Origin of the sequence: Romboutsia sp. 1001713B170131_170501_G6, from assembly GCF_015668195.1 — a bacterium.
Classification (GTDB): Bacteria; Bacillota; Clostridia; order Peptostreptococcales; family Peptostreptococcaceae; genus Romboutsia_C.
Genome location: NZ_JADPFC010000008.1, coordinates 17,328 through 40,893, shown reverse-complemented (window position 1 = coordinate 40,893; position 23,566 = coordinate 17,328). Strand labels below are relative to the sequence as shown.

Below are 23,566 nucleotides of genomic sequence, written 5' to 3'. Positions count from 1 at the left end.
ATATGGAGGTCGTGTTATGAATAATAACAAGAACAAAGACTCGTTCTTAAAAGGTGCCCTTATACTTGGATTAGCAGGTATAATTGTAAAAATAATGGGGGCATTCTTCAGAATACCTCTTGGTAACTTCATTGGGGCAGAGGGGATGGGATATTACCAAGCTGTATATCCTGTATATACTTTATTTTTAACACTAGCAACAGCAGGATTTCCAACTGCACTTGCAAAGTTAGTTTCAGAAAAGAACGCGATTGGAGACCATAAGGGTGCTCATAAAATTTTTAAAGTGTCCTATACAGTTTTATTTATAACTGGTTTAGTGGCATTCTGTATATTCTTCTTCGGAGCAGATTACATAGTAAATGACATAATGGAAAATCCAGGTGCATACTACGCTATGATGGCTATATCACCAGCGCTTTTATTCGTACCAATGATGTCATCTTATAGAGGATATTTCCAAGGGAAAAGAGAAATGACAAAGATAGCTATATCTCAAATCCTTGAACAATTATTTAGAGTTGTATTAGGAATAGGATTAGCTTATTACTTAATGGAAAACTTTGGATCAAAGCTAGGAGCTGCAGGGGCTATAATGGGAGCTACAATAGGTTCACTAGCATCTATAGGTTATTTAATACTAGTTTATTTAGGACAAAGAAAACAACGTAAATATGAGAAAGAAGCTAGTGCTCATTTCAAAGATGAAGCAGTATCTAAGATAATAAAAAATCTTCTGGTAGTAGCTATACCTATAACAATAGGTGCATCTGTTATGCCTTTAGTAAACATGATAGATAGCGTAATAGTTATTAGAAGACTTACAGAGGCAGGATATACTCCTAATCAAGCATTAGCTTTATTTGGGCAATTAACAGGATTAGCTATGTCTATAATTAACTTACCATCAGTTGTTACAATATCTATGAGTATGAGTTTAGTTCCATCTATATCAGAATCATATGCTATTAACAACAAAATTAAGGCAAGAAAAGATACAAAGACAGCTATAAAAGTAACTTTACTAATAGTTTTACCAGCGGCATTTGGTATGGCATCATTAGCAGGTCCGATAATGCATTTATTATATCCTAAAGAGCCAGCATACGTAGGAACTATATTATTAGTACTTACACCATGTGTGGTATTCTTAGGATTAATACAAACAATGAATGGTATACTTCAAGGTATGGGTAAACCAATGGTACCTGTAATAGCTTTATTAATGGGTATGCTATTTAAGGTAGTAATAAGTTATACATTAACAGGTATATATGAAATAAATGTATTAGGTTCAGCTTTAGGTACAGTTACTGCATATCTAGTAGCAGCACTAATCGAAATTATTTACATAAGAAACGTGATGAAAGTAAGATTCTCACCAACAGAATTTATTATAAAGCCATTAATAACAGTTATAAGTATGTTTATAGTTGTTAAGCTAAGCTATGGATTCTTATTTGGAATATTAGGCAATACATTATCTACAGCAATCTCAATATGTATAGGTGCTGTTATTTATGGATTAGTACTTATATTCATAGGTGGAATTAAGAAAGATGAATTATTAACTATTCCAAAAGGTGATAAACTTTATAGAATACTTAAAAAATTTAAACTTATGAAATAGAAACACACTACTATAGTACATATTATGCTAAAATAATTATAGTTGTTGTTAAATATAGTTAAAAAATTATGCCTAATTCTTATTAGTATTAGGCATAATTTCCTTAAAATTAAATAAAAAGGCAAATTCATGAACATAATATTTATGAATTTGTTAGTATATCTTTATAAGATAACTAATAATTGAAATAAATTAAGAGGAGTGGTATTATGGGTAAGATAAGTATTGTAGGACTTGGCCCAGGAGATTATTCTTTAATTAGTCAGGGAGCATTAGAAGTCTTACAGTCAGCTCAAAAGATATTCTTAAGAACAGAGAAACATCCAACAGTGGACAAGCTAAAAGAATCTATAAAATATACTTCTCTAGATTATTTTTATGAAAAAGAAGAAAACTTTGAAGACGTATATACAAAGATTTCAGAATTTATAATAGAAACATCTAAAGAAGGAGATTTAGTATATGCTGTCCCAGGGCATCCAAGGGTTGCAGAAAAGTCTGTGGGTATAATAGAATCTATGGCAAGAGAAAAAGGCATAGAAGTAGAAACAATTGCATCTATGAGTTTTGTAGACGCTATGTTTAACTACTTAGCAGTAGACCCTGCAGATGGATTTAAGTTGATAGATGCATTTGAAATACAAAATTCTTATATAGATACAAATACTGCAATGATAATAACTCAAATATATGATAGCTTTATAGCCTCAAATATTAAGCTACAATTAATGGAGTATTATGATTATGATCAAGAAGTATGTATAGTAAGTGGTGCAGGTGTCAAAAATCTAGAAAGTAAGAAATATGTACCTTTATTCGAGCTAGATAGAATGGAAAATAAATTTGATTATTTAACGAGTTTATATATACCAAAAAGCTCTAAAAAAGTGTATAATACAGTAAATGACTTATATCAAATAATGGATACTTTAAGAGGGCCAGGTGGTTGCGATTGGGATAAAAAGCAGACTCATGAATCATTAAAAAAATATGTCATAGAAGAGGCGTATGAGCTTTGTCAAGCTATAGATAATGATGATATAGATGAAATGATAGAAGAGCTAGGAGATATCCTTTTACAAGTTATATTCCACTGCCAAATAGGACAAGAAGAAGGATTATTTGATTTAAAAGAAGTTGTAGCTGGTATATGCAAAAAACTTATACATAGACATCCTCATGTTTTCAAAAATGAAGAAATTGATATGAATACATTTGATAAAACATGGGAAGAGTTAAAAAAAGAAGAAAAAGGTGAAGACACCGTAACAGAAGGATTAAAAAGAATACCTAAATATTTACCTGCACTTACAAAGGCTGAAAAAATACAATATAAAGCATCTTTAGTAGGATTTGACTGGGACAATATTGATGATGTATTAAAAAAAGTTGAGGAAGAATACAAAGAATTACTTGACGAACACAAACAAGGAAATATAAAATACATAAAGGAAGAACTAGGAGATTTATTATTTTCAATAGTAAATTTATCCAGATTTTTAGGTATAAATCCAGAAGAAGCATTAAACCTTACAAGTCAAAAATTCATAAATAGATTTGAATTTGTTGAGGAAGGCTCAAGAAAATTAAACAAAAGATTAGAAGATATGAGTCTTGAAGAAATGGACAATCTTTGGAATGAAGCAAAAGCTAATAAGTTATAATTTTTAGCTAAAAACTAGAATTTAAAAATAAGAATTCTATTATTATATAAATTTTTTAGGAGGTAAGTATCGTGAATAAAGCTGAATTAGTTGCAAAAATGGCAGAAAAGAGTGAATTAACTAAGAAGGAAGCAGAAGCAGCATTAAATGCTTTTATGAAGTCAGTAGAAGAAGCATTAGTAGGTGGAGAAAAAGTTCAATTAGTAGGATTTGGAACATTCGAAACTAGAGAGAGAGCTGCTAGACAAGGAAGAAACCCAAGAAACCCAGAAGAAGTTATAGAAATACCAGCTTCTAAAGCTCCAGTATTCAAAGCTGGAAAAGGTCTTAAAGATATAATAAATGGATAATTATTAAATTAAAAAGTGTGGAATTTTATACCACACTTTTTCTATATACTTGTATAAACATAATTTTATTTTTTAAGGAAGTGAATTTAGATAATGAGATTAGATAAATTTTTAAAAGTGTCTAGAATAATAAAGAGAAGAACGGTAGCTAAAGAGGCTTGTGATAAGGGGATAGTTACTATAAATGGGAAAGTTGCAAAATCTTCATCAGAAGTTAATGTAGGAGATTTATTAGAAATAACTTTTGGAGAAAAAGTTATGAAGGTAAAGATAAGTGAAATAAGAGAGCATGTATTAAAAAATGATGCAAAAGAAATGTATGAAATAGTAGAATAAAAATAGGATATCCTCAGTATATTTATAGTAGTATTAATTGAAAATTTACTGGGGGGATACTATGGAACATAATATAACCTTAAAGGATAGGAGCAATTTAATTGTTTCTGGTGTAGAGCACATCTACTCCTTTAGTGATAAAAAGGTAGAAGTTAAAACAAGTGCAGGTCAAATGGTAATAGAAGGTGAAAACCTAGATATGAGTAAACTGAGCATAGACGAGAAAGTTATAAATATAGATGGAACTATAAATGCTATAATTTACTCTAAGGAAAGAAAGACACAAGAAAGCTTCTTTAAGAAGGTGTTTAAGTAGATGACTCCGTTTACTCAAGATGCTAGTTATTTTTTTGCAACTATTTACGGTGGGATAGTTGTAGGCATGTTATTTGATATTTATAAAGTCATAAAATCAAATTTTAAATTTATAAAATATTGCTCTTTAGTTTTTGATGCATTATTTTGGATTTTAACTACAATAACAGTTTTTATAACCGTAAATGCAATAGAATCTTTTGAACTTAGATATTATCATTTTGTAGCTTTATTTCTTGGTTTTATTTTATATTACAACACCATAAGTAAATTTGTTTTAACAATAATGAATAAGATATTATATATTTTAACAACTTTAATCAAAAATACTATAAAGTACATAGTCAGTATTTTGAAGAATTTGTATTACGTTATGATATACACACTACACTTTTTATTTGATATGATATTTTATATACCTAATATGATTGTACTTATAAATAGGGGAGTAAAGAGAAAAACATTAGGTAAGATAAAAATAAGAAAAAAGGTGTAGGTCAATATGAACTTAAGGAAAAAATTTTCGAGCCAATTTATAGTATTAACATTATTTTTAGGGGTCATAATAGTAGGCATGATGAGTGGATTTATATTTCAACTAAAAAAGTATAAGGAATATAAAGAAGAAATTTATAGCCTTAATGAACAAATAAAAGAGACCAAGTTAGAAATAAAAGAGGCTGAAAAAGTAAAGAGTAATAACGACTTAGAGTCTATGGCTAGGGAACGCTTAAATATGGTTAAGCCAGGGGAAATCATATATATTGATATAAAAGAAGGTAACTAAGTTACCTTCTTTTTAGGTGAAAAATATTTAAGTTATGTGAATGCATATAATATGAGATAATTAACATATATAGTTAAAAAATCAGTTGAACTTTATTACTAAATAAAAAAGACAAAGGAGATATACTAATGAAAATAGGAGCAATTGATATTGGAACAAACTCAATGAGACTTTTAGTGGCCGATTATATAAATGGTAAGATAGAAAATAGGAAAAAGTTTATAAATACTACACGAATAGGACAAGGTGTAGATAAAGAAGGATATATAAACAAAGAAGCTATAGATAGAAATATAAAAGCACTAGCAACATTCTCTGATATATGTAAAGAAGAAGGCTGTGAAAAAATATATGCAATGGGAACTTCTGCATTAAGAGACAGCAAGAATAAAAATGAATTTATAGACTTAGCTAAAGAAAAAACAGGCATAGAGATAGAAATAATAAGTGGAGTAGAAGAGTCAAATTTAGGATTTAAGGGTGCATTAGAAGGTCTAAATGAAAAAGATAATATATTAGTAATAGATATTGGTGGAGGATCAACAGAGTTTATAATTGGAAACCGAGAAGGAATAAGTTTTGCTAAAAGTGAGAATGTAGGAGCTTTAAGGATGACAGAGAAATTCTTAAAAAAGGATCCAATAGATAATAAAGAATTTGAAGATATGGAAGAGTTTATAGAAAATACATTAAAAGACACATTAGAGTATATAAAAAGTTGCAATATAAGTTGTCTTGTAGGTATAGGTGGAACCATAACATCTTTATCAGCGATGAACCAGGAATTAGAAGTATATTCTATGGAAAAAATACATAATAGTGAAGTATGCAAAAAAGATATAGATATAGTTCTACAAAGTTTAAAGAATATGACACTAAATGATAAAAAAAGATTAAAAGGATTACAGCCCAAAAGAGCAGATATTATAACTGCTGGTGTAAAAATACTAGATAAAATAATGGAAAAACTAGAAAGTCAAAAAATAATTGTAAGTGAATACGATAATTTGGAAGGATTAATCTGTCAAAAATCAAAAAATATGTCTTAATGTTTTTATTATGAAGAACTCATTATGACAAAAACATTACCCCCCTTTTGTTACAATCTCATTATAAACAAAAGAGGGGGATTTTTTATGGAGAAGAGTTCAGTAAAATTAAAAGATAAAACTATTAAAGTTAATTATAGAAAATTTAATAGATATATGGAATTAAACACAATTGTATTTATATCTATGGCATTTTTGCTAAGTAGGACTATTTTGATGGATACTATAGCACCTTTGGGGTTAGCATTTTTCATATATGTATCTAAGATAGAAAAATACAGACTTCCTGCCTTTATGGCAACATTATTAGGAATAGTCTTATCTGGAAATACTATGCCTTATATTTTGAAGTATATTTTATGCTTAATTATATATATGTCAATAAATAAGAAAATTAAAGTTATTAATTCAACCTGGAAGATAGCTCTTGTGGGAACTTTTATTATATTACCTATATCTATTGGACAAGCTCTTTTATCTAATAGATATATATATGATATTTTTATAGCAATTATGGAATCATCTATAGTATTTATCGGAATATATATTTTCTCTTATGGCATTGATTTACTGAGTAATTCTAATAAGAAAATAACTATGAATGTAGAAGAAATTATATCTTTAAGTATAATAGTTACTTTAAGTATTATGGGAATTGGAGATATGTATATTTTAGGAGTATCTTTAAAAACAGTCTTGTCTACAATACTTATTCTCATGGCATCTATTATTGGGGGTGCAGCCATGGGAGCTACTTCTGGGGTCATAGTTGGAATAGCATTTATGATAAGCAATATAACTAATGCTATATATATGGGGGTGTTCTCTGTATCGGGATTAATAAGTGGGGCTTTTAACAGGTTAAATAAATATATTTGTATAATAGGATATATATTATCTTGGTTTATGATGTATGGTTATAGTTTAGGTATTGGATTGGATATTCAACAAGTGAGAGATATGTTAATAGGGTGTTTAATAGTATTACTATTACCAAAGAAAGCTTTTGATAGAATAGAAAATAGAATAAGAGTTAATATGAATTCTAATGAAGTGGTTAATGACTATATAGATAGAATGAAAAGCTTAACTAACAATAGATTATTAAATATGAGCAAAGCTTATGATAGTATAGCAGATACTTTTGATAAGATTAGAGAAAAAGAAAAAGTTGTAGATCAAAAGGACATAGCAAGTATAATAGATATGATTTATATTGATCAATGTAAAAACTGTGGAATGAAAAGAAGATGCTGGGATTTAAAATTTAATTATACATATACTCTTATGAATGAAATATTACAAAGTATAGAGGAAGAAGGGGAGCTTAAAATAGACAGTGTACCAGAGGATTTCATAAAAGAGTGCATAACTCCAGAGGGAGTAATAAAAACAATAAATAATTATTATAAGTTATTTTTAGTAGATTATAACTGGACAGTAAGATTTTCAGAAAGTAGAAAATTAATAGCAAACCAAATAAGAAGTATATCTAAGTCTATGAAATCTATATCTTATGACTTAGAAAATAATATTGTACTAGATTTAGAGAAAGAAAATGATTTAAAAGATGAATTAGAAAGAAATTATATAACAGTAAACAAGATAAATTATATAACAAAGAGTGATGATGACTTTGAAATAGTAATAAATAAAAATAATTGTGTAGATGGATGTTTATGCGATAAAAAGCTAACGCATATTATATCGGATTATATGGGAACTAGTGTATCTGCTCAAAAGGTTGGATGTAGATCTTTAGGTCAAGAATGTAAAATAACTTTTAGCAGAAGTCAAAAATATAAAGCTATAACTGAAGTGATATCAATGTCAAAAGATGGACATATATTATGTGGGGATAATTATACACATATGGAGATAAGAGATAGTAAATATATGATGGCCATAAGTGATGGAATGGGTAAAGGTCGAAAAGCATATGAAGAATCATCTATAACTATAGACATATTAGAAAAAATGATGGATGCCAAAATTGAGGATGAAATAGTTATTAACACAATTAATAACATGTTATTATTAAAATCGTCAGATGAGATGTTTTCTACATTGGATTTAGGAATAGTTGATTTAAAAAGAGGAATACTAGAAACTATAAAGATGGGGGCATGCCCTACATATATAATGAGAGATAATAAAGATATAGATTTAATATCATCATCATCATTACCGGTGGGGATTTTATGTGATATAAACTTAGATAGAAAGACTACAAAGGTTAAAGATGGTGATTATATAGTTATGGTATCTGATGGAATATTAGATGCTGGTAAGAATAACAATATGGGTGATAACTGGTTAATATATTTCATAAAAGATATACAAACTACCAATCCAAAAGAAATAGCTAGTTTAATACTAGATAAATCTCTTGAAATGCAAGGAGAAACTATAGAGGATGATATGACAGTATTAGTTACCAAGATATATAAAAATTAACTTATCAACATATTGTTAATAATATGTTATTAAAATGTGGATAAGTTTAGGATTGAACAATATTAGTCTATATATATTGAAAACACAAAGTTCGACAAAGTAAAACAATAAGTAAAAAAATATTTTTTTGATACAATGAAATTGTATACAAATAAACTAAAGATATTTATTAACAATATAAGTGAATAACTTACAAAAACTTGTTGATAAGTATTAAATAATTGTTAATAAGTATATCTAAAACTAAAATCAAAAAAAAATTGATAGAATAAGAATATTGGAAAAACTAAATATTTGTCGTAATATAGATTGTTAATATGTTGATAAGTATGTGGATAAAGTATTTATGTATAAATATTTAAAATGGTAATAGTTGAATAATAAGGAACAAAAAAGCCATCCTATAAGTAAGTAGATTTTATTGAAAGGATGGCTTATTATGAGCAATAAAATATATTATAAAGCAATTATGATTTTGTCTATATCTGTTTTTTGTATAGGAGCTATGCCAAAAACATCTTATGGTAATGATTTTTTGTACAATAAAAGTATTATAGCAATAGATAATCAAGAAGAAACTAAACAAGAAAATAGGAAACCTATTGACTATAATAAGATGTGTTGGAATCTACAAGTATTATATAAAAATGATGCTGAATGGGAAAAAGATTTAAAAAAATTTACAAAAGACATAAAGGAATTAAAAAATTATATAGGTAAAGTTACAAAGTCTAAGACTCATTTGGATTTTGCACTAGAAATAAAAGAAAAATTAGATATAAAATTAAATAAGCTTGGAGGATATGTAAAATTAAAAAAAGATATAAGTAAAAATTCGTATAAATACTTAGCGATGGATGAAAAATTAGATAATGTGTATAAAGACTATAGAATGGTATGTTCAAGTTTAGAATTAGAAGTTCTAAAATTATCAGATAAAGAATTTAAAGAAATCTCATCTAGTAAGAAAATAAAAAATAAATATAATAGATATTTATCAAGCATCAGAAGTTCTAAAGATTATTATCTAGACCAAACCTCAGAAAATATACTTGCAGATGTATCGAAAATAACATCATTACCAGGGTATATATATGAACTTTTTAGAAATATGGACAAAAAAACAAATTTAAATCCATCTGAGTATAGTCAAGCCTTAGAATCTTTTGATAGAAATGAAAGAAAAGTAGCCTATCAAAATGAATTTGTATCTTATAATGATAATATAAATACTTTAGCAGGGCTATTAGTAGGACAAGTGAATAAGAATATATTTTATTCTACTCAAAGAGGATATAAGTCCTCTTTAGATATGTATTTAAAAGGTGATGGGATAGATACCAAAGTATATGATAGACTAATCAAAACTGTAAGTGATAATACATCTAGTTTGCATAAATATATATCTTTGAGAAAAAAGGCTCTTAATTTAGATAAGGTATATTATTATGATATGTTTGTTCCTATAGTAGATAGTGTTGACAATAGTATAGGGTATGAAAAAGCACAAGGAATTATATATTCAGCATTAGCACCTTTAGGTAAAGAATATAGTGATATAGTATATAAAGCTTTTAATGAAAGATGGATTGATGTATATTCTAAAGATGAAAAGGTAACTGGTGCATATTGTTTATCTGTTTATGATGCTCATCCATATATATTATTAAATTATGGAGGGAATTTAAGCTCAGTATCTACATTAGCTCATGAACTTGGGCATGGAGTATACTCTTATATGAGCTCTAAAAATCAAAATTATTATAATTCAAGTCCATCAATATTCACTCATGAGGTAGCATCAACAACTAATGAAGCCTTATTATATGAAGGGTTAATAAAGAATGCTACAAATGATAAAGAAAAGGCATATTATATAACTCAATATTTAGACTTAATAAAAGACACAGTATTCATTCAGACTATGTATGCTGAGTTTGAAAAAATTATACATGAGATGATGGAAAATGGAGAGGTTGTAAATACACTAGTATTAGATGATACTTGGGGAAAATTACTTCAAAAATATTATGGAAAAGATTATGAATTAGATCAATTAGCAAAAGTAGGGTGGTCTAGAATACCGCACTTCTATAATAGTTTTTATGTGTATAAATATGCTACAGGATGTAGTGCAGGTGTTGCATTTGCACAAGATATCTTAAAAAATGGATCAGATAATTATATTAATTTTCTAAAGAAAGGAAGTTCGGATTCGCCTACAAATCTTTTGAAAAAAGCAGGAGTAGATTTAACGAGTACACAACCTATAGAAAATACAATAAACAAATTTGACTCATTAGTTAAAGAGTTAGAAAGGATTATAGTTAAATAATATAGGTTATTAGTGATATAATTATATAAAAAGTCCTATTTATTATAAGTAGGGCTTTTTATATATAATTAATTATTAATGGAAAGAAAGTTATATAAAAAATATAAAATGATTTTTTAAGGCTATTAAAAGCATATCTAATATGATTAAGACAAAACGGATATAATTGAATTAAAAAAGTAGTTTTAAAAGATACTTACAAATATGGTATAATAGCAGCTAAGAATATAGAAGACAGATTTTAAAGAATAACTTTTATAATACATTAATTTGATTTGTAGAGAATATAATAAATAATTTATTTGAGGTGGAATAAATGGCGAAAAAAGATCAAAAGAAAAAAAATAAAATTATAGCAATATCAGTAGTAGTGGTACTTGTTGCTACTAGCATGACGACATTATTTGGATTATTAGCAGCTATGATGTAAGAAACTAACCTTTTGGTTAGTTTTTTATTTTAAAGAAATTAAATTATATTTCTATATAAAATTTTTATAAGATATTAAAAATATATAATTATATTGATTTATTATCTGATAAATTAAGAAAAATATATTTAAAATACAGCATACTAATGTGTATAGGGTTATTATAATACACTATATAATAAAAAGTGATACACATGTTTACTAATTAACGAATATAATATATAATTTTTCTTAGTAAAACTAACTAAGGAGATGGAGTATATTATGGATAGAAATTTGGCACTAGAACTTGTTAGGGTAACGGAATCAGCTGCATTAGTATCTTCTAAATTCATGGGTAAAGGAGACAAAAATGGAGCAGATGGAGCAGCAGTAGAAGCTATGAGAAGAGCTTTTGAATCAATAAAAATAAATGGTGAGGTTGTTATAGGTGAAGGTGAACTAGATGAAGCACCAATGCTTTATATTGGTGAAAAAGTTGGTATGAGAACTAAGGGGAGTATGGAAGTTGATATAGCAGTTGACCCATTAGATGGGACTACATTAATAGCTAAAGGACTTCCAAATGCTATATCGGTAATAGCCATGGGAGCTAAGGGAAGCTTATTAAATGCACCAGATACTTATATGAAAAAAATAATAGTAGGACCAAAGGCGAAGGGAAGTATAGATCTAAATAAATCTCATGAAGAGAATATAAAAAATGTTGCTAAGGCTTTAGGTAAAAAAACAACTCAAATGACTATAATAGTTCAAGATAGAGAAAGACATAATGATATAATAGAAGCTGCAAGAAAACTAGGAGCTAGAATAAAAATGTTTGGAGATGGGGATGTAGCAGCTGCTATAGCTACTTGCTTCGAAGAAACAGGAATAGATATGCTTATGGGAATAGGTGGAGGACCAGAGGGTGTAATAACTGCTGCTGCCATAAAATGTATGGGAGGAGATATGGAAGGTCAAATATATCCTTTAAGTGAACAAGAGAGAGAAAGATGCCATGAAATGGGATTCTCTGATGAGGACTTACAAAAAGTTTTAACTATTGATGACTTAGCAAAAGGAGATGAATTATTCTTTGCTGCTACAGGAATTACAGAAGGTGATTTATTAAAGGGAGTAATACAAATAGGCAACAATAAGGCTAAGACGCAGTCTGTAGTTATGAGAGCAAAAACAGGGACTATAAGATTTGTTGATGCAATACATAATTTAGATAAAAATGATATATTAATAGATTTAATGAAAAAATATAATATGGAATAGAAGTATAATAAATATAGGTTTATTGCCCAAATAAGCCTATATTTTTTTATCGAGGAAATATAAATATGCATAGATAGTTTAAAGTTTTAAAAAATAGTATAATATATAATATATAGAATAATTATTATATAGCCATGTTTGTATGTTGACCAGTATAGAAGATAAGTGATATTATAAAAATTAATTATAAGTAAATCTTTTCTTTTTCACACCTTTAAATCCCATAGATTAAATGGAAGATATAATAAAGAGATATAGATGAGGAGGATTCTTTTGAATATAGATAACATAAAAGTATCTGAATTAGACGACAAGACTCTACTTCAGTTAAAAGAGATAGCAAAAGAAATAGGCATAAAGTCTATAAGTAAGTATAAAAAGAATGAATTAATAGATATAATAAAAGAAAGTTTAGAAAAAGACAGTGTAGAGAAAGAACAGAAAGTTAAACAAATAGAAGTTAAAGAAGAGAGAAATAGTCAACAAAGAAACGAAGAAAATAGAAATAATCGTAATACAGAAAATAGATATCAAAGAAATAATACAGAAAATAATCATAGAAACCATATAGAAAATAATAATACTAGAAATAATAAAGGACACTATACTCAAAAGGTAGTAGATGAATCTAAAATAATAGATGAATTTAACACATCAAAAGATGATGAGGTAGTAGGGGTTCTTGAAATACTTCCAGATGGGTTTGGATTCTTAAGAGGGTCAAATTACTTATCTACAGAAGGCGATGTTTATGTATCACCTTCTCAAATAAGAAGATTCAATATGAAAACAGGAGACAAGATAAAAGGAATAACTAGACACCCTAAAACAGGAGAAAAGTTCAGGGCTCTTTTATATGTTCAAAAAATAAATGACGAGAAGCCTGAAACAGCAATACAAAGAAAGGCTTTTGAATTATTAACTCCAATATACCCAGAAGAAAGACTTACATTAGAAAGACATCAAAATGATATAGCGACTAGATTAATAGATTTAATATCTCCTATAGGAAAAGGTCAAAGAGGATTAATAGTTGCACCTCCTAAAGCAGGTAAGACAAGTTTATTAAAAAATGTAGCCAATAGTATAGCTAAAAACCATCCTAATGTAGAACTTATAGTACTTCTTATAGATGAAAGACCAGAAGAAGTTACTGATATGAGAGAATCTATTAATGGAGATGTTATATACTCAACATTTGACCAAGTATCTAGCCACCATGTTAAAGTAGCTGAAATGGTATTAAACAGAGCCCAAAGATTAGTTGAACATGGAAAGGATGTAGTTATATTATTAGATAGTATAACTAGACTTGCGAGAGCTTATAACTTAACAATATCTCCAACAGGAAGAACTTTATCTGGAGGACTTGATCCAGGAGCATTACATGGGCCTAAGAAATTCTTTGGTGCAGCTAGAAATATTAGACAAGGTGGTTCATTAACTATACTTGCAACTGCTTTAGTGGAAACAGGTTCTAGAATGGATGATGTAATATTTGAAGAATTCAAAGGAACTGGAAATATGGAGCTTAATTTAGATAGAAAGCTAGCTGAAAAAAGAATATTCCCAGCTGTAGATATATATAAGTCAGGAACAAGAAGAGAAGATCTATTACTTACAGAAGAAGAGAAGTCAGCTTTATATAAATTAAGAAGAGAAATGAGTAATAATTCTGTATTAGAAGTTACAGATAAAGTTATAGAATTATTAAAAAGAACAAAGAATAATGAAGAGTTTATCAAATCGATAAAAGGAATTTAATCTAAAGAAAAACTGCTTGTACCAATAAAAAACTTATGTTATAATGGTGTAGTTGATAATGCAAAACGAAAAAATTAATATAGTTAATTTATAAAATTTGAGAAGAGGTGAATATAATGCAAAAAGATATACAACCAAAATACGAAGCTGTAGAAGTACGTTGTGCTTGTGGGAACACTTTCAAAGCTGGTTCTGTTAAGGACGAGATAAAGATAGAAATATGTTCTGAGTGCCATCCTTTCTATACTGGAAAGCAAAAGAATATAGAAGCAGGTGGAAGAATAGACAAGTTCAAGAAGAGATTCAAAATGGACTAATCTTTACAAAAATGGAGTTGGGCAGCCAACTCCTATTTTAATGTAATCTAACAATCATAGGGGGTACGAAATATGTATAGACCTGTAAATCACGGGTATATAGAGGTTGTCATAGGACCTATGTACAGTGGTAAAAGTGAAGAGCTTATAAGAAGATTGAGAAGAGCTAAAATAGCAAAACAAAATGTAGTAGTATTTAAGCCTCAAATAGATAATAGATATAGTAAAGAGGATGTTGTTTCACATAATGGAGACAGTATAAATGCAATACCTATAAGTAGTGCAAGAGAGATATATAATCATATAGATAATAAGACTCAGGTGGTAGGAATTGATGAAGTTCAATTCTTTGATGAAGAAATAGTTGAAATAGCTATGAATTTAGCTGATAAAGGTATAAGAGTTATTGCTGCTGGTCTTGATATGGACTTTAAAGGAGAGCCTTTTGGTCCAACACCAAAGTTATTAGCTGTTGCAGAATTTGTTGATAAGATACAAGCTATATGTTCAGTATGTGGACAACCAGCTAATAGATCTCAAAGATTAATAAATGGAGAACCTGCAAGATATGATGATCCTATAATACAAGTAGGGGCTGTTGAAAGCTATGAAGCTAGATGCAGAAAATGTCATGTGGTTTATAAAGATAAAAAATAATTGAAAATAAAGGGAGTTTCTTAAAATGATGTCAATCACTAGAGGATACTCCCTTTTATAATATAAAAAGTCTATTTTAATGCATACTCTTATATTATAATAAAGTAATAAGTAAAGTATAAAATAAAGAGGTGAATTAATGAAGAAGCAATCTGTAGGTGGTCAGGCTGTAATCGAAGGGGTTATGATGCAGTCCAAAGAAAAGAGAGCCGTTGCAGTGAGGAAAAGCAATGGGGAGATTGTTGTAAAGAAAAATAAAGTAAAAAGTTGGATAAAAGACAAGAATATAGATAAGATACCATTTTTAAGAGGTTCATTTGTATTAATCGAGACAATGGTAGAAGGTATTAAAAGTCTAAACTTTTCATCAGAATTTTTTATAGATGAAGAAGAAGAGGACGCCTTTGATAGATTTTTCAAGAGTATATTTAAAGATAAAGCCAATGATGTGATGATAGGTTTGACTATGATAATATCTATTATTTTATCAATAGGATTATTTGTGCTAATTCCTACTGTAGTAGGAGGTTTATTTTCAAAATATATACAAAGCGATTTCGTATTAAATCTAATAGAAGGTTTTGCTAGAATAGCTATTTTATTTATATACATAGTATGCATATCTAAGAGTAAAGATATAGAAAGGGTATTTCAATATCATGGTGCTGAGCATAAATCTATATACTGCTATGAAAGTGGAGAAGAGCTTACCGTAGAAAATGCTAGGAAATTTACTAGATTACACCCAAGGTGTGGTACTAATTTTTTATTTATAGTTATGTTTACGTCTATTATATTATTCTCTTTCTTTGGATGGCCTAATCCTATATTAAGAGTAGTTATGAGAATAATATGTATTCCTGTAGTTGCTGGAATATCTTATGAAATAATAAGATTTCTTGGGAAATATAATAATAGTCTTACTAAAATTGTCGCATATCCAGGGATGTTTTTACAAAACTTTACAACTAAAGAACCTGATGATGAGCAATTAGAAGTAGCACTAACAGCATTAAAAGCTGTAATAGAAGAAAAATAAAGGTGATAATATGACAATAAGAGACATACTTATAAAGTATATGGAGGAACTAAAAGAAATAAGTGACACTCCAAGGTTAGACACGGAAATTATTTTACAAAAAGTACTTGGAGATGTGGATAGAATTTATATCCATTTAAATTTAAATAAAGAATTAAATAAAGAACAATATGAAATGTTTTTAAATTTAATATCAGAGAGAATAAATGGAAGACCAATAGCTTATATAGTAGGTAATAGAGAATTTATGGGACTTGATTTCTTTGTAAAAGAAGGTGTTTTAATACCTAGACCTGATACAGAACCTTTAGTGGAAGAAATTATTGAACTTTGTAAAGATAAAGAAGTTAATATAGTAGATATAGGAACAGGTTCAGGAGCTATAACTGTAAGTCTAGCTAAGTATATAGAAAAATCTAGAGTTATATCCTTAGATATATCGGATATACCTTTAGAAGTGGGAAAAATAAATGCAATAAACAATGGTGTAGATGATAAGATTGTATTTAAGAAATCAGATTTATTTTCAGCCATTGAAAATACAGAAACTAAATTTGATGTTATAGTTTCAAATCCACCATATATACCTAAAAGAGACATAGAAACACTTCATACGCAAGTTAAAGATTATGAGCCATACAATGCCTTAGAAGGTGGAGAAGATGGACTTGATTTTTATAGAAATATAACAAAGCAATCAGTAAGATATATTAAAGAAAATGGAATATTGGCATATGAGGTTGGGCATGATCAAGCAGAAGATGTAAAGCAAATTATGGAAGCTAATGGATACACAAATATATATACAAAGAAGGATATACAAGGTATTGATAGAGTTGTTATAGGCTATAAACTATGATATAATGAAAAATTGATATGTTACAATAAACGAGGTGAAAAAGGATGCTAAAAAAATTAGATGTATTAGAAGATAAATACAAAGATTTAACAGAAAAAATAAGTGATCCGGAAATAATAAATGATCAAAAAACTTGGCAAAAGTATATGAAAGAACATGCTGACTTAGAGCCGATAGTAATGAAGTATAGAGAATATAAAAATGTTTTAACTAGCATAGCTGATTCAAAGGAAATACTACAAGAAGAATCAGATGAAGAGTTAAGAGAATTAGCTAAGATGGAATTATCTGAGTTAGAAGAGCAAGTAGAACCTCTAGAAGCGGAATTAAAGATATTATTATTACCAAAGGACCCTAACGATGAAAAGAACGTAATCGTTGAGATAAGAGGAGGAGCTGGTGGAGATGAAGCAGCTCTATTCGCAGGGGACCTATTCAGAATGTATTCAAGATACGCTGAAAGAAGAAGATGGAAAATGGAATTATTAAGTGCAAGTGATACTGGTGTTGGTGGATATAAAGAGGTATCATTCTTAATAAAAGGTAAGGGAGCTTACTCAAGACTTAAATATGAGTCAGGAGTTCATAGAGTTCAAAGAATACCATCTACTGAATCAGGAGGAAGAATTCATACATCTACTGCAACAGTTGCAGTTTTACCAGAAGTTGAAACAGTAGAAGTAAATATAAACCCAAATGACTTAAGAATAGATGTTTTCCGTTCTTCAGGAAATGGTGGTCAAAGTGTTAATACTACTGACTCTGCGGTAAGAATAACTCATATACCTACAGGAGAGGTAGTATCTTGTCAAGATGGTAAATCACAGTTAAAAAATAAAGAGCAAGCATTAAAAATACTAGTAGCAAGACTTAATGATAAAGCTATAGCTGAACAAAATAAAGATATAGCAGCAGAAAGAAAGAGTCAGGTTGGTACTGGAGACAGATCTGAAAGAATAAGAACTTACAACTTCCCTCAAGGAAGAGTAAGTGATCATAGAATAAACTTAACATTATATAAGTTAGATTCATTCTTAGATGGAGATATAGATGAAATGATAGATGCTTTAATAACTGTAGATCAAACTGAAAAAATGGCATCAATATAATTTGATTAAATCTAATCTTTCTATTAATCCCTATTAATTTAGGGATTTTTATATAACATGAATAAATATGTTCCTTCTTTAAGTATACATTAATATATTAAATTTAAAGGAGGAGCATATGATACTTAAAATAACATTAATAGGACTTTTAGCAGGTGTAATAGGAACTGGTATGGGAGGTGTTATATCCGCAGTTTTCAAGAAAAATGTGGACAAATATCTTAGTTTTTTTATGGGGATATCTGGGGGTATAATGTTAGCTGTAGTAGTTTTCGATTTGATGAATGAGTCAATGGAGGAAATGGGAATAGCTTATACTTCCTTATTTGTATTAATTGGTGTACTTATCACCATGTATATAAAAAATAAACTCGATATACCTAGTGACTTAAAATCTGGATACCTTGTTTTTATTAGTATATTACTTCACAATCTACCGGAGGGGTTAGCGATTGGATCGTCTTTTATATCGGAGGAATCCTTTGGTATAACTTTAGCAATAATAATTGGAATTCACAATATTCCAGAAGGATTAGCTATGGCTCTTAGCTTAGTAGGGTCTAAAATAAAAATTCCAAAAGTAATTGGATTTACACTGTTAGCAGGAGTTCCTATGGGTGTGGGTAGTTTTTTAGGTGGTTGTTTTGGGATAGTATTTAATTCTTTAATGGGTATTTTTCTTTCTTTAGCTGCAGGAACTATGATATATGTAGTTTTAGAAGAAATATTTCCAAAGTCAACAACATTACATTGTATAATTGGTTTTTTAGTAGGTACAATAATTGTAAAGTGTATTTAAGCTAAAAATGAAAGTAGGCATACAAAAAATGAAAACAATAATAAGCAAAATAGATGTTAATAACATAAATGTAGAAGAATTAAAAAAACAAGCAGAATTATTAAAAGAAGGAAAGACTGTAATATTCCCGACTGAAACAGTATATGGTCTAGGAGCAAATGCTCTAGATGAAAATGCTGTAAAGAAAATATATGAAGCTAAAGGTAGACCTAGCGATAATCCACTTATAGTACATATATATGATAGAGAAGAAGTTAGAGATTTGGCTAAAGATATAAGTGATAAAGCTGAAATAGTTATGGATAAGTTTTGGCCAGGACCAATAACTATAATACTAAATAAAAAAGATATAGTTCCTAACACGACTAGTGGAGGATTAGATACTGTAGCTATAAGGATGCCATCTCACAAAATAGCAAGAGAACTTATAAAACAATCAGGGTTACCTATTGCAGCACCATCTGCTAATATATCAGGTAGACCATCTCCAACTAAAGGGAACCATGTAAAAGAAGAAATGGATGGAAGAGTTAGTGGTATTGTTTTAGGTGGAAATTGTGATTTTGGACTAGAGTCTACAGTGTTAGATCTTACAGGTGAGGTACCTATGATACTTAGACCTGGAAGTATAACAAAAGAAAATTTAGAAGAAGTTTTAGGAGAAGTTTTGGTTGACCCTTCTCTATTAAAAAAAGAAGATAACAAAAAAGCAAAGGCACCTGGTATGAAGTACACACATTATTCTCCTGATGCAGATGTATATATAGTGTCAGGAAGCGATAAAGATGTTATGAACAAAATAAATCAAATTATACGTGAAAACTCCGAAAATGGTATTAAATCTGGAGTGATGTGTGTAGAAAAAAATAAAGAAGTATATGAAGGAGAAGTTATTTCCTTGGGGAATACTTTAGAAGAAGTAGGAAGCAATTTATTTGATGTACTAAGAGAAATGGACAAAAGAAATGTAGATATAGTTTATTCTGAAGCCTTTGAAATGACTGGTGTAGGTCAAGCTATAATGAATAGACTACTTAAATCGGCAGGATATAAAGTAATAAAAGTATAAAATTATGGCAAAAGTAGGTTAAAATATATTATAATAATATAAATTGGAGGACTAGGCAGATGAAAATAGGACTAGGTAGTGATCATGGAGGATATAAACTTAAGGAAGAAATAAAAAAGCACTTAGAAGCTAAAGGCATAGAGTGTGTAGATTTTGGACCAAATAATAACTTAGAATCAGTGGACTATCCTATATATGGGGAGACAGTTGCCAATTCAGTAGTAAATAAAGAGATTGATTATGGAATAATTTGCTGTGGAACAGGAATAGGTATATCTTTAGCAGCTAATAAAGTTAAAGGAATTAGATGTGCTGTAGTATCTGATGTTTTCTCAGCTAAGATGTCTAAAGCTCATAATGATGCAAACATGTTATCTTTAGGTGAGAGAGTTTTAGGAAGAGGATTAGCTTTAGAAATAGTAGATGCGTGGATAAATACAGAATTTGAAGGCGGTAGACACTCAAAAAGAGTTGATATGATAAAAGAAATAGAAAAAAAACACAGCAAATAGGAGGTAGTCATAATGGGTAAAGTAATAGTAACAGATCATCCATTAATACAACACAAGTTAACATTAATGAGAGATAAAAACACTGGGTCAAAGGATTTCAGACAACTTTTAACAGAAATAAGTATGTTAATGGGATATGAAATAACAAGAGACTTACAATTAGAAGAGGTGGAGATAGAAACACCAGTAGTAAAAACTGCATCTAAGGTTATAGCAGGTAAAAAGTTAGGAATAGTACCAATACTAAGAGCAGGTTTAGGAATGGTAGATGGACTTATAAGTTTAACACCAGCTGCAAAGGTTGGGCATGTAGGTTTATACAGAGATCCAGAAACATTACAACCAGTAGAATACTACTGTAAATTACCACAAGATATAGAAGAAAGAGAAATGATAGTTGTAGATCCAATGCTTGCTACAGGTGGGTCTGCAGTTGCAGCTATAGATGTACTTAAAGCAAGAGGAGCTAAGTTTATAAGATTAGTTAACTTAGTTGCTGCTCCAGAAGGTATAGCAGAAGTTCAAAAATATCATCCAGATGTAGATATATATGTTGCATCAGTAGATGAAAAATTAAATGAGCATGGTTATATAGTTCCAGGTTTAGGAGATGCAGGAGATAGATTATACGGTACAAAGTAATAAGACAACATGGAAAGGTATCTATAAAATTTATAGATGCCTTTTTAATAACGAGTAAGGAAAAGGATATCTATTAAAAGAAAAATAAAAAATAACAATGTTAACTTTTGAATGAAAAATTTTATAAATTATGTTAGTAAGTTTAAATTATTATTGAGAATCAGAATATTTAATTATTAATCTTGAAACATGCATAAATGAGTGAATAGGTAGAATAATATACAAAAACAATTATAATATTATAAAAATATATTAAATATTATTTTAATAGGATAGAAATTGTTTAGTTTGAATAATATATTTATGAAAACATTTTATTCAAGTTATATACCTATAATGGCTTAAATTGGTGCTTTCACAAAACTTCAAATGAATTCAAAAAAAATCAAATTTAATAAAAAAATGTTTAAAAATTGCTGAAAAAGTGGTAATATAGGGTATATGGTTTTTTATATAAAGGGCTCTAAGTGGGTCTCATAAATCATGTACATAAGTAAAATTAATGAATATATAAGAAACTATTCATAGAGAGGTATCTAATGTATGAGTAAACACAAGATATACATGGAAATAGCTAAGATGCTTTCTTTGATAAGTCAAGTAGGATTGATGATATTAATTCCTATATTTGGGTGTACCTTTTTAGGAAAGTTTTTTGATTCCAAATTCAATACAGAACCAATATTTATGATAGTATTTTTATTATTAGGAGTTGGTGGAGCATTTATGGGAGTTTATAAAACTTTAATAGTATACACAAAAAGGAAGTGATTATATGCATACAAAACTACAAGATGAAATAAACTACGTAACAAAGGGAGTTATAGTTTACGATCTTATAGCTATTATATTATTGTTGATAACTTCAACATTTAGCAAAGAAATGCTTTTAGGGTTGATATTTGGTACAATAATAGCTGTACTTAATTTTAGATTGTTAGCTATAACAATAGAAAAATCGGTAACTATGCCTGTTTCTAAGGCTCAAATATACTCAGCTGGTCAATATTTGCTGAGGATGACTGTGACAGGAGTAGTGCTATTTGTCTCTGTAAAAGCCCCATACATACATGTATTAGGGGTTGCAATAGGGTTATTAAGTCCTAAGTTTGTTATATTAACAAAAACATTCTTAATAGACAAACTCAAAAGAAAGGAGGCGTAAGTATGAGCCAAGCAAAATGGGTTATATTTTTCGGTAACTTTAAATTAAGTGAAACCGTAGTAACAAGTTGGTTAATACTTGCAGGGCTTGCTTTAGCTTCTTACTTAATGACAAGAAACCTAAAGAAAGTTCCAACAAGTAAATTGCAAATATTCTTAGAATTTGCTATAGGTGGGCTTGCTAAATTAGTAGAAGATACTATGGGTAAGGAAACTGTAAAAAGAATGCCAAATGTGGTTCCGTACATAGGAAGTTTATTTTTATTCTTTGCGGTTTCTAACTTAATAGGATTATTAGGATTTAGATCACCTACAACAGATTTAGATACTACATTAGCATGGTCATTAATAACATTCGTTATGATTTATTATGCAGGTGTTAAATTTAATGGTCCAGGATACTTCAAAGGATTATTAGAACCAAACCCACTGTTATTACCACTTAACTTAATAGGAGAATTAGCGAAACCAGTTTCACTAAGTTTCCGTCCATTTGGTAATATACTTGGTGGAGCCGTTATAATGGCTTTACTATATGACTTCTTGGGATATCTATCAACATTAATCCCAGGTGTTACAATACCTTTTGGTCAGTTAATAATACCAGTACCACTGCACTTATATTTTGATATATTTGCTGGATTATTACAGTCATTTATATTCATAATGTTAACGATGGTATTCGTAGGAAGTGCAGCAACAGAATAAAAAAATATTAAATAGTCAAAATTTTAAAAAATTAGAATTTCTAAGGAGGAAGTAATTATGGAAACAGCTATAATAGCAGCAGCTTCAGCTATAGGAGCAGGTATCGCAGTTGCAACAGGTATAGGAGCAGGAATAGGACAAGGATTCGCAGCAGGTAAAGGTGCAGAAGCAGTTGGAAACCAACCAGAAGCACAAGGTGATATAATAAAAACAATGTTACTTGGAGCAGCAGTAGCAGAGTCTTCAGCAATATACGGACTAGTTATAGCAATAATCCTTCTATTTGCTAATCCATTAATGTAAGGAAA

25 protein-coding genes are annotated in these 23,566 nt (G+C 29.0%); all 25 read left to right on the top strand.

The window, feature by feature from the left end; translation table 11 throughout:
- Window positions 1–16: 16 nt before the first annotated feature.
- The 25 genes from I4U89_RS13280 (at window position 17) to atpE (ending at window position 23,561) form a co-directional block, all read left to right on the top strand.
- Complete coding sequence (locus I4U89_RS13280; protein WP_195940813.1) at window positions 17–1,630, top strand: putative polysaccharide biosynthesis protein; 1,614 nt, start codon at window positions 17–19, stop codon at window positions 1,628–1,630.
- Window positions 1,631–1,839: 209 nt separating this feature from the next.
- A complete protein-coding gene (mazG, locus tag I4U89_RS13275) occupies window positions 1,840–3,294 on the top strand; it encodes a nucleoside triphosphate pyrophosphohydrolase (RefSeq protein ID WP_195940812.1) in 1,455 nt (484 codons plus the stop codon).
- 71 nt (window positions 3,295–3,365) lie between these two features.
- Entirely contained in the window at window positions 3,366–3,644 is a 279-nt protein-coding gene (locus tag I4U89_RS13270; RefSeq protein WP_092921443.1) for an HU family DNA-binding protein, read from the top strand.
- A 93-nt stretch (window positions 3,645–3,737) separates the two neighbouring features.
- Window positions 3,738–3,980: an RNA-binding S4 domain-containing protein gene (locus tag I4U89_RS13265; RefSeq protein WP_195940811.1), complete on the top strand. Its 243-nt coding sequence runs from the start codon at window positions 3,738–3,740 to the stop codon at window positions 3,978–3,980.
- Window positions 3,981–4,041: 61 nt separating this feature from the next.
- The gene (locus I4U89_RS13260) at window positions 4,042–4,296 is read left to right on the top strand and encodes a YabP/YqfC family sporulation protein (protein WP_195940810.1); all 255 of its coding nucleotides are present in this window, start codon (window positions 4,042–4,044) and stop codon (window positions 4,294–4,296) included.
- Window positions 4,297–4,791, top strand: a complete 495-nt coding sequence (gene yabQ, locus I4U89_RS13255) for a spore cortex biosynthesis protein YabQ (protein ID WP_195940809.1) — start codon at window positions 4,297–4,299, stop codon at window positions 4,789–4,791.
- A 6-nt stretch (window positions 4,792–4,797) separates the two neighbouring features.
- Entirely contained in the window at window positions 4,798–5,082 is a 285-nt protein-coding gene (locus tag I4U89_RS13250; protein ID WP_195940808.1) for an FtsB family cell division protein, read from the top strand.
- A 128-nt stretch (window positions 5,083–5,210) separates the two neighbouring features.
- Window positions 5,211–6,131 carry a Ppx/GppA phosphatase family protein gene (locus I4U89_RS13245; RefSeq protein ID WP_195940807.1) on the top strand — a complete coding sequence of 307 codons (921 nt, stop codon included), beginning with the start codon at window positions 5,211–5,213 and terminating at the stop codon, window positions 6,129–6,131.
- Window positions 6,132–6,218: 87 nt separating this feature from the next.
- Window positions 6,219–8,588 (top strand): stage II sporulation protein E, encoded by a 2,370-nt coding sequence (spoIIE, locus tag I4U89_RS13240; protein WP_195940806.1) that lies wholly within the window; start codon window positions 6,219–6,221, stop codon window positions 8,586–8,588.
- A 616-nt stretch (window positions 8,589–9,204) separates the two neighbouring features.
- Window positions 9,205–10,923, top strand: a complete 1,719-nt coding sequence (gene pepF, locus I4U89_RS13235) for an oligoendopeptidase F (RefSeq protein ID WP_442971138.1) — start codon at window positions 9,205–9,207, stop codon at window positions 10,921–10,923.
- Window positions 10,924–11,617: 694 nt separating this feature from the next.
- Window positions 11,618–12,619, top strand: a complete 1,002-nt coding sequence (gene glpX / locus I4U89_RS13230; RefSeq protein WP_195940804.1) for a class II fructose-bisphosphatase — start codon at window positions 11,618–11,620, stop codon at window positions 12,617–12,619.
- Between the two features lie 258 nt (window positions 12,620–12,877).
- A complete protein-coding gene (gene rho, locus I4U89_RS13225) occupies window positions 12,878–14,383 on the top strand; it encodes a transcription termination factor Rho (protein WP_195940803.1) in 1,506 nt (501 codons plus the stop codon).
- Window positions 14,384–14,499: 116 nt separating this feature from the next.
- Window positions 14,500–14,700, top strand: a complete 201-nt coding sequence (gene rpmE / locus I4U89_RS13220; protein ID WP_092727659.1) for a 50S ribosomal protein L31 — start codon at window positions 14,500–14,502, stop codon at window positions 14,698–14,700.
- Window positions 14,701–14,772: 72 nt separating this feature from the next.
- Window positions 14,773–15,357 (top strand): thymidine kinase, encoded by a 585-nt coding sequence (locus I4U89_RS13215; RefSeq protein ID WP_195940802.1) that lies wholly within the window; start codon window positions 14,773–14,775, stop codon window positions 15,355–15,357.
- Between the two features lie 139 nt (window positions 15,358–15,496).
- Complete coding sequence (locus I4U89_RS13210) at window positions 15,497–16,396, top strand: DUF1385 domain-containing protein (protein ID WP_195940801.1); 900 nt, start codon at window positions 15,497–15,499, stop codon at window positions 16,394–16,396.
- A gap of 10 nt (window positions 16,397–16,406) precedes the next feature.
- A complete protein-coding gene (prmC, locus tag I4U89_RS13205; RefSeq protein WP_195940800.1) occupies window positions 16,407–17,255 on the top strand; it encodes a peptide chain release factor N(5)-glutamine methyltransferase in 849 nt (282 codons plus the stop codon).
- 44 nt (window positions 17,256–17,299) lie between these two features.
- Complete coding sequence (gene prfA, locus I4U89_RS13200) at window positions 17,300–18,364, top strand: peptide chain release factor 1 (protein WP_195940799.1); 1,065 nt, start codon at window positions 17,300–17,302, stop codon at window positions 18,362–18,364.
- 118 nt (window positions 18,365–18,482) lie between these two features.
- Complete coding sequence (locus tag I4U89_RS13195) at window positions 18,483–19,163, top strand: ZIP family metal transporter (RefSeq protein ID WP_092921417.1); 681 nt, start codon at window positions 18,483–18,485, stop codon at window positions 19,161–19,163.
- A 28-nt stretch (window positions 19,164–19,191) separates the two neighbouring features.
- Window positions 19,192–20,232 carry an L-threonylcarbamoyladenylate synthase gene (locus I4U89_RS13190; protein ID WP_195940798.1) on the top strand — a complete coding sequence of 347 codons (1,041 nt, stop codon included), beginning with the start codon at window positions 19,192–19,194 and terminating at the stop codon, window positions 20,230–20,232.
- A gap of 59 nt (window positions 20,233–20,291) precedes the next feature.
- A complete protein-coding gene (rpiB, locus tag I4U89_RS13185; RefSeq protein WP_195940797.1) occupies window positions 20,292–20,744 on the top strand; it encodes a ribose 5-phosphate isomerase B in 453 nt (150 codons plus the stop codon).
- A 12-nt stretch (window positions 20,745–20,756) separates the two neighbouring features.
- On the top strand, window positions 20,757–21,386 hold the full coding sequence (upp, locus tag I4U89_RS13180; protein ID WP_092921411.1) for a uracil phosphoribosyltransferase: 630 nt from the start codon (window positions 20,757–20,759) through the stop codon (window positions 21,384–21,386).
- Between the two features lie 543 nt (window positions 21,387–21,929).
- Window positions 21,930–22,157: an AtpZ/AtpI family protein gene (locus I4U89_RS13175; protein ID WP_092921409.1), complete on the top strand. Its 228-nt coding sequence runs from the start codon at window positions 21,930–21,932 to the stop codon at window positions 22,155–22,157.
- Window positions 22,158–22,161: 4 nt separating this feature from the next.
- On the top strand, window positions 22,162–22,551 hold the full coding sequence (locus I4U89_RS13170) for an ATP synthase subunit I (protein ID WP_092921407.1): 390 nt from the start codon (window positions 22,162–22,164) through the stop codon (window positions 22,549–22,551).
- A 2-nt stretch (window positions 22,552–22,553) separates the two neighbouring features.
- Window positions 22,554–23,258: a F0F1 ATP synthase subunit A gene (gene atpB / locus I4U89_RS13165; protein WP_092921405.1), complete on the top strand. Its 705-nt coding sequence runs from the start codon at window positions 22,554–22,556 to the stop codon at window positions 23,256–23,258.
- A 57-nt stretch (window positions 23,259–23,315) separates the two neighbouring features.
- A complete protein-coding gene (atpE, locus tag I4U89_RS13160; protein ID WP_092921403.1) occupies window positions 23,316–23,561 on the top strand; it encodes an ATP synthase F0 subunit C in 246 nt (81 codons plus the stop codon).
- Window positions 23,562–23,566 lie beyond the last annotated feature (5 nt).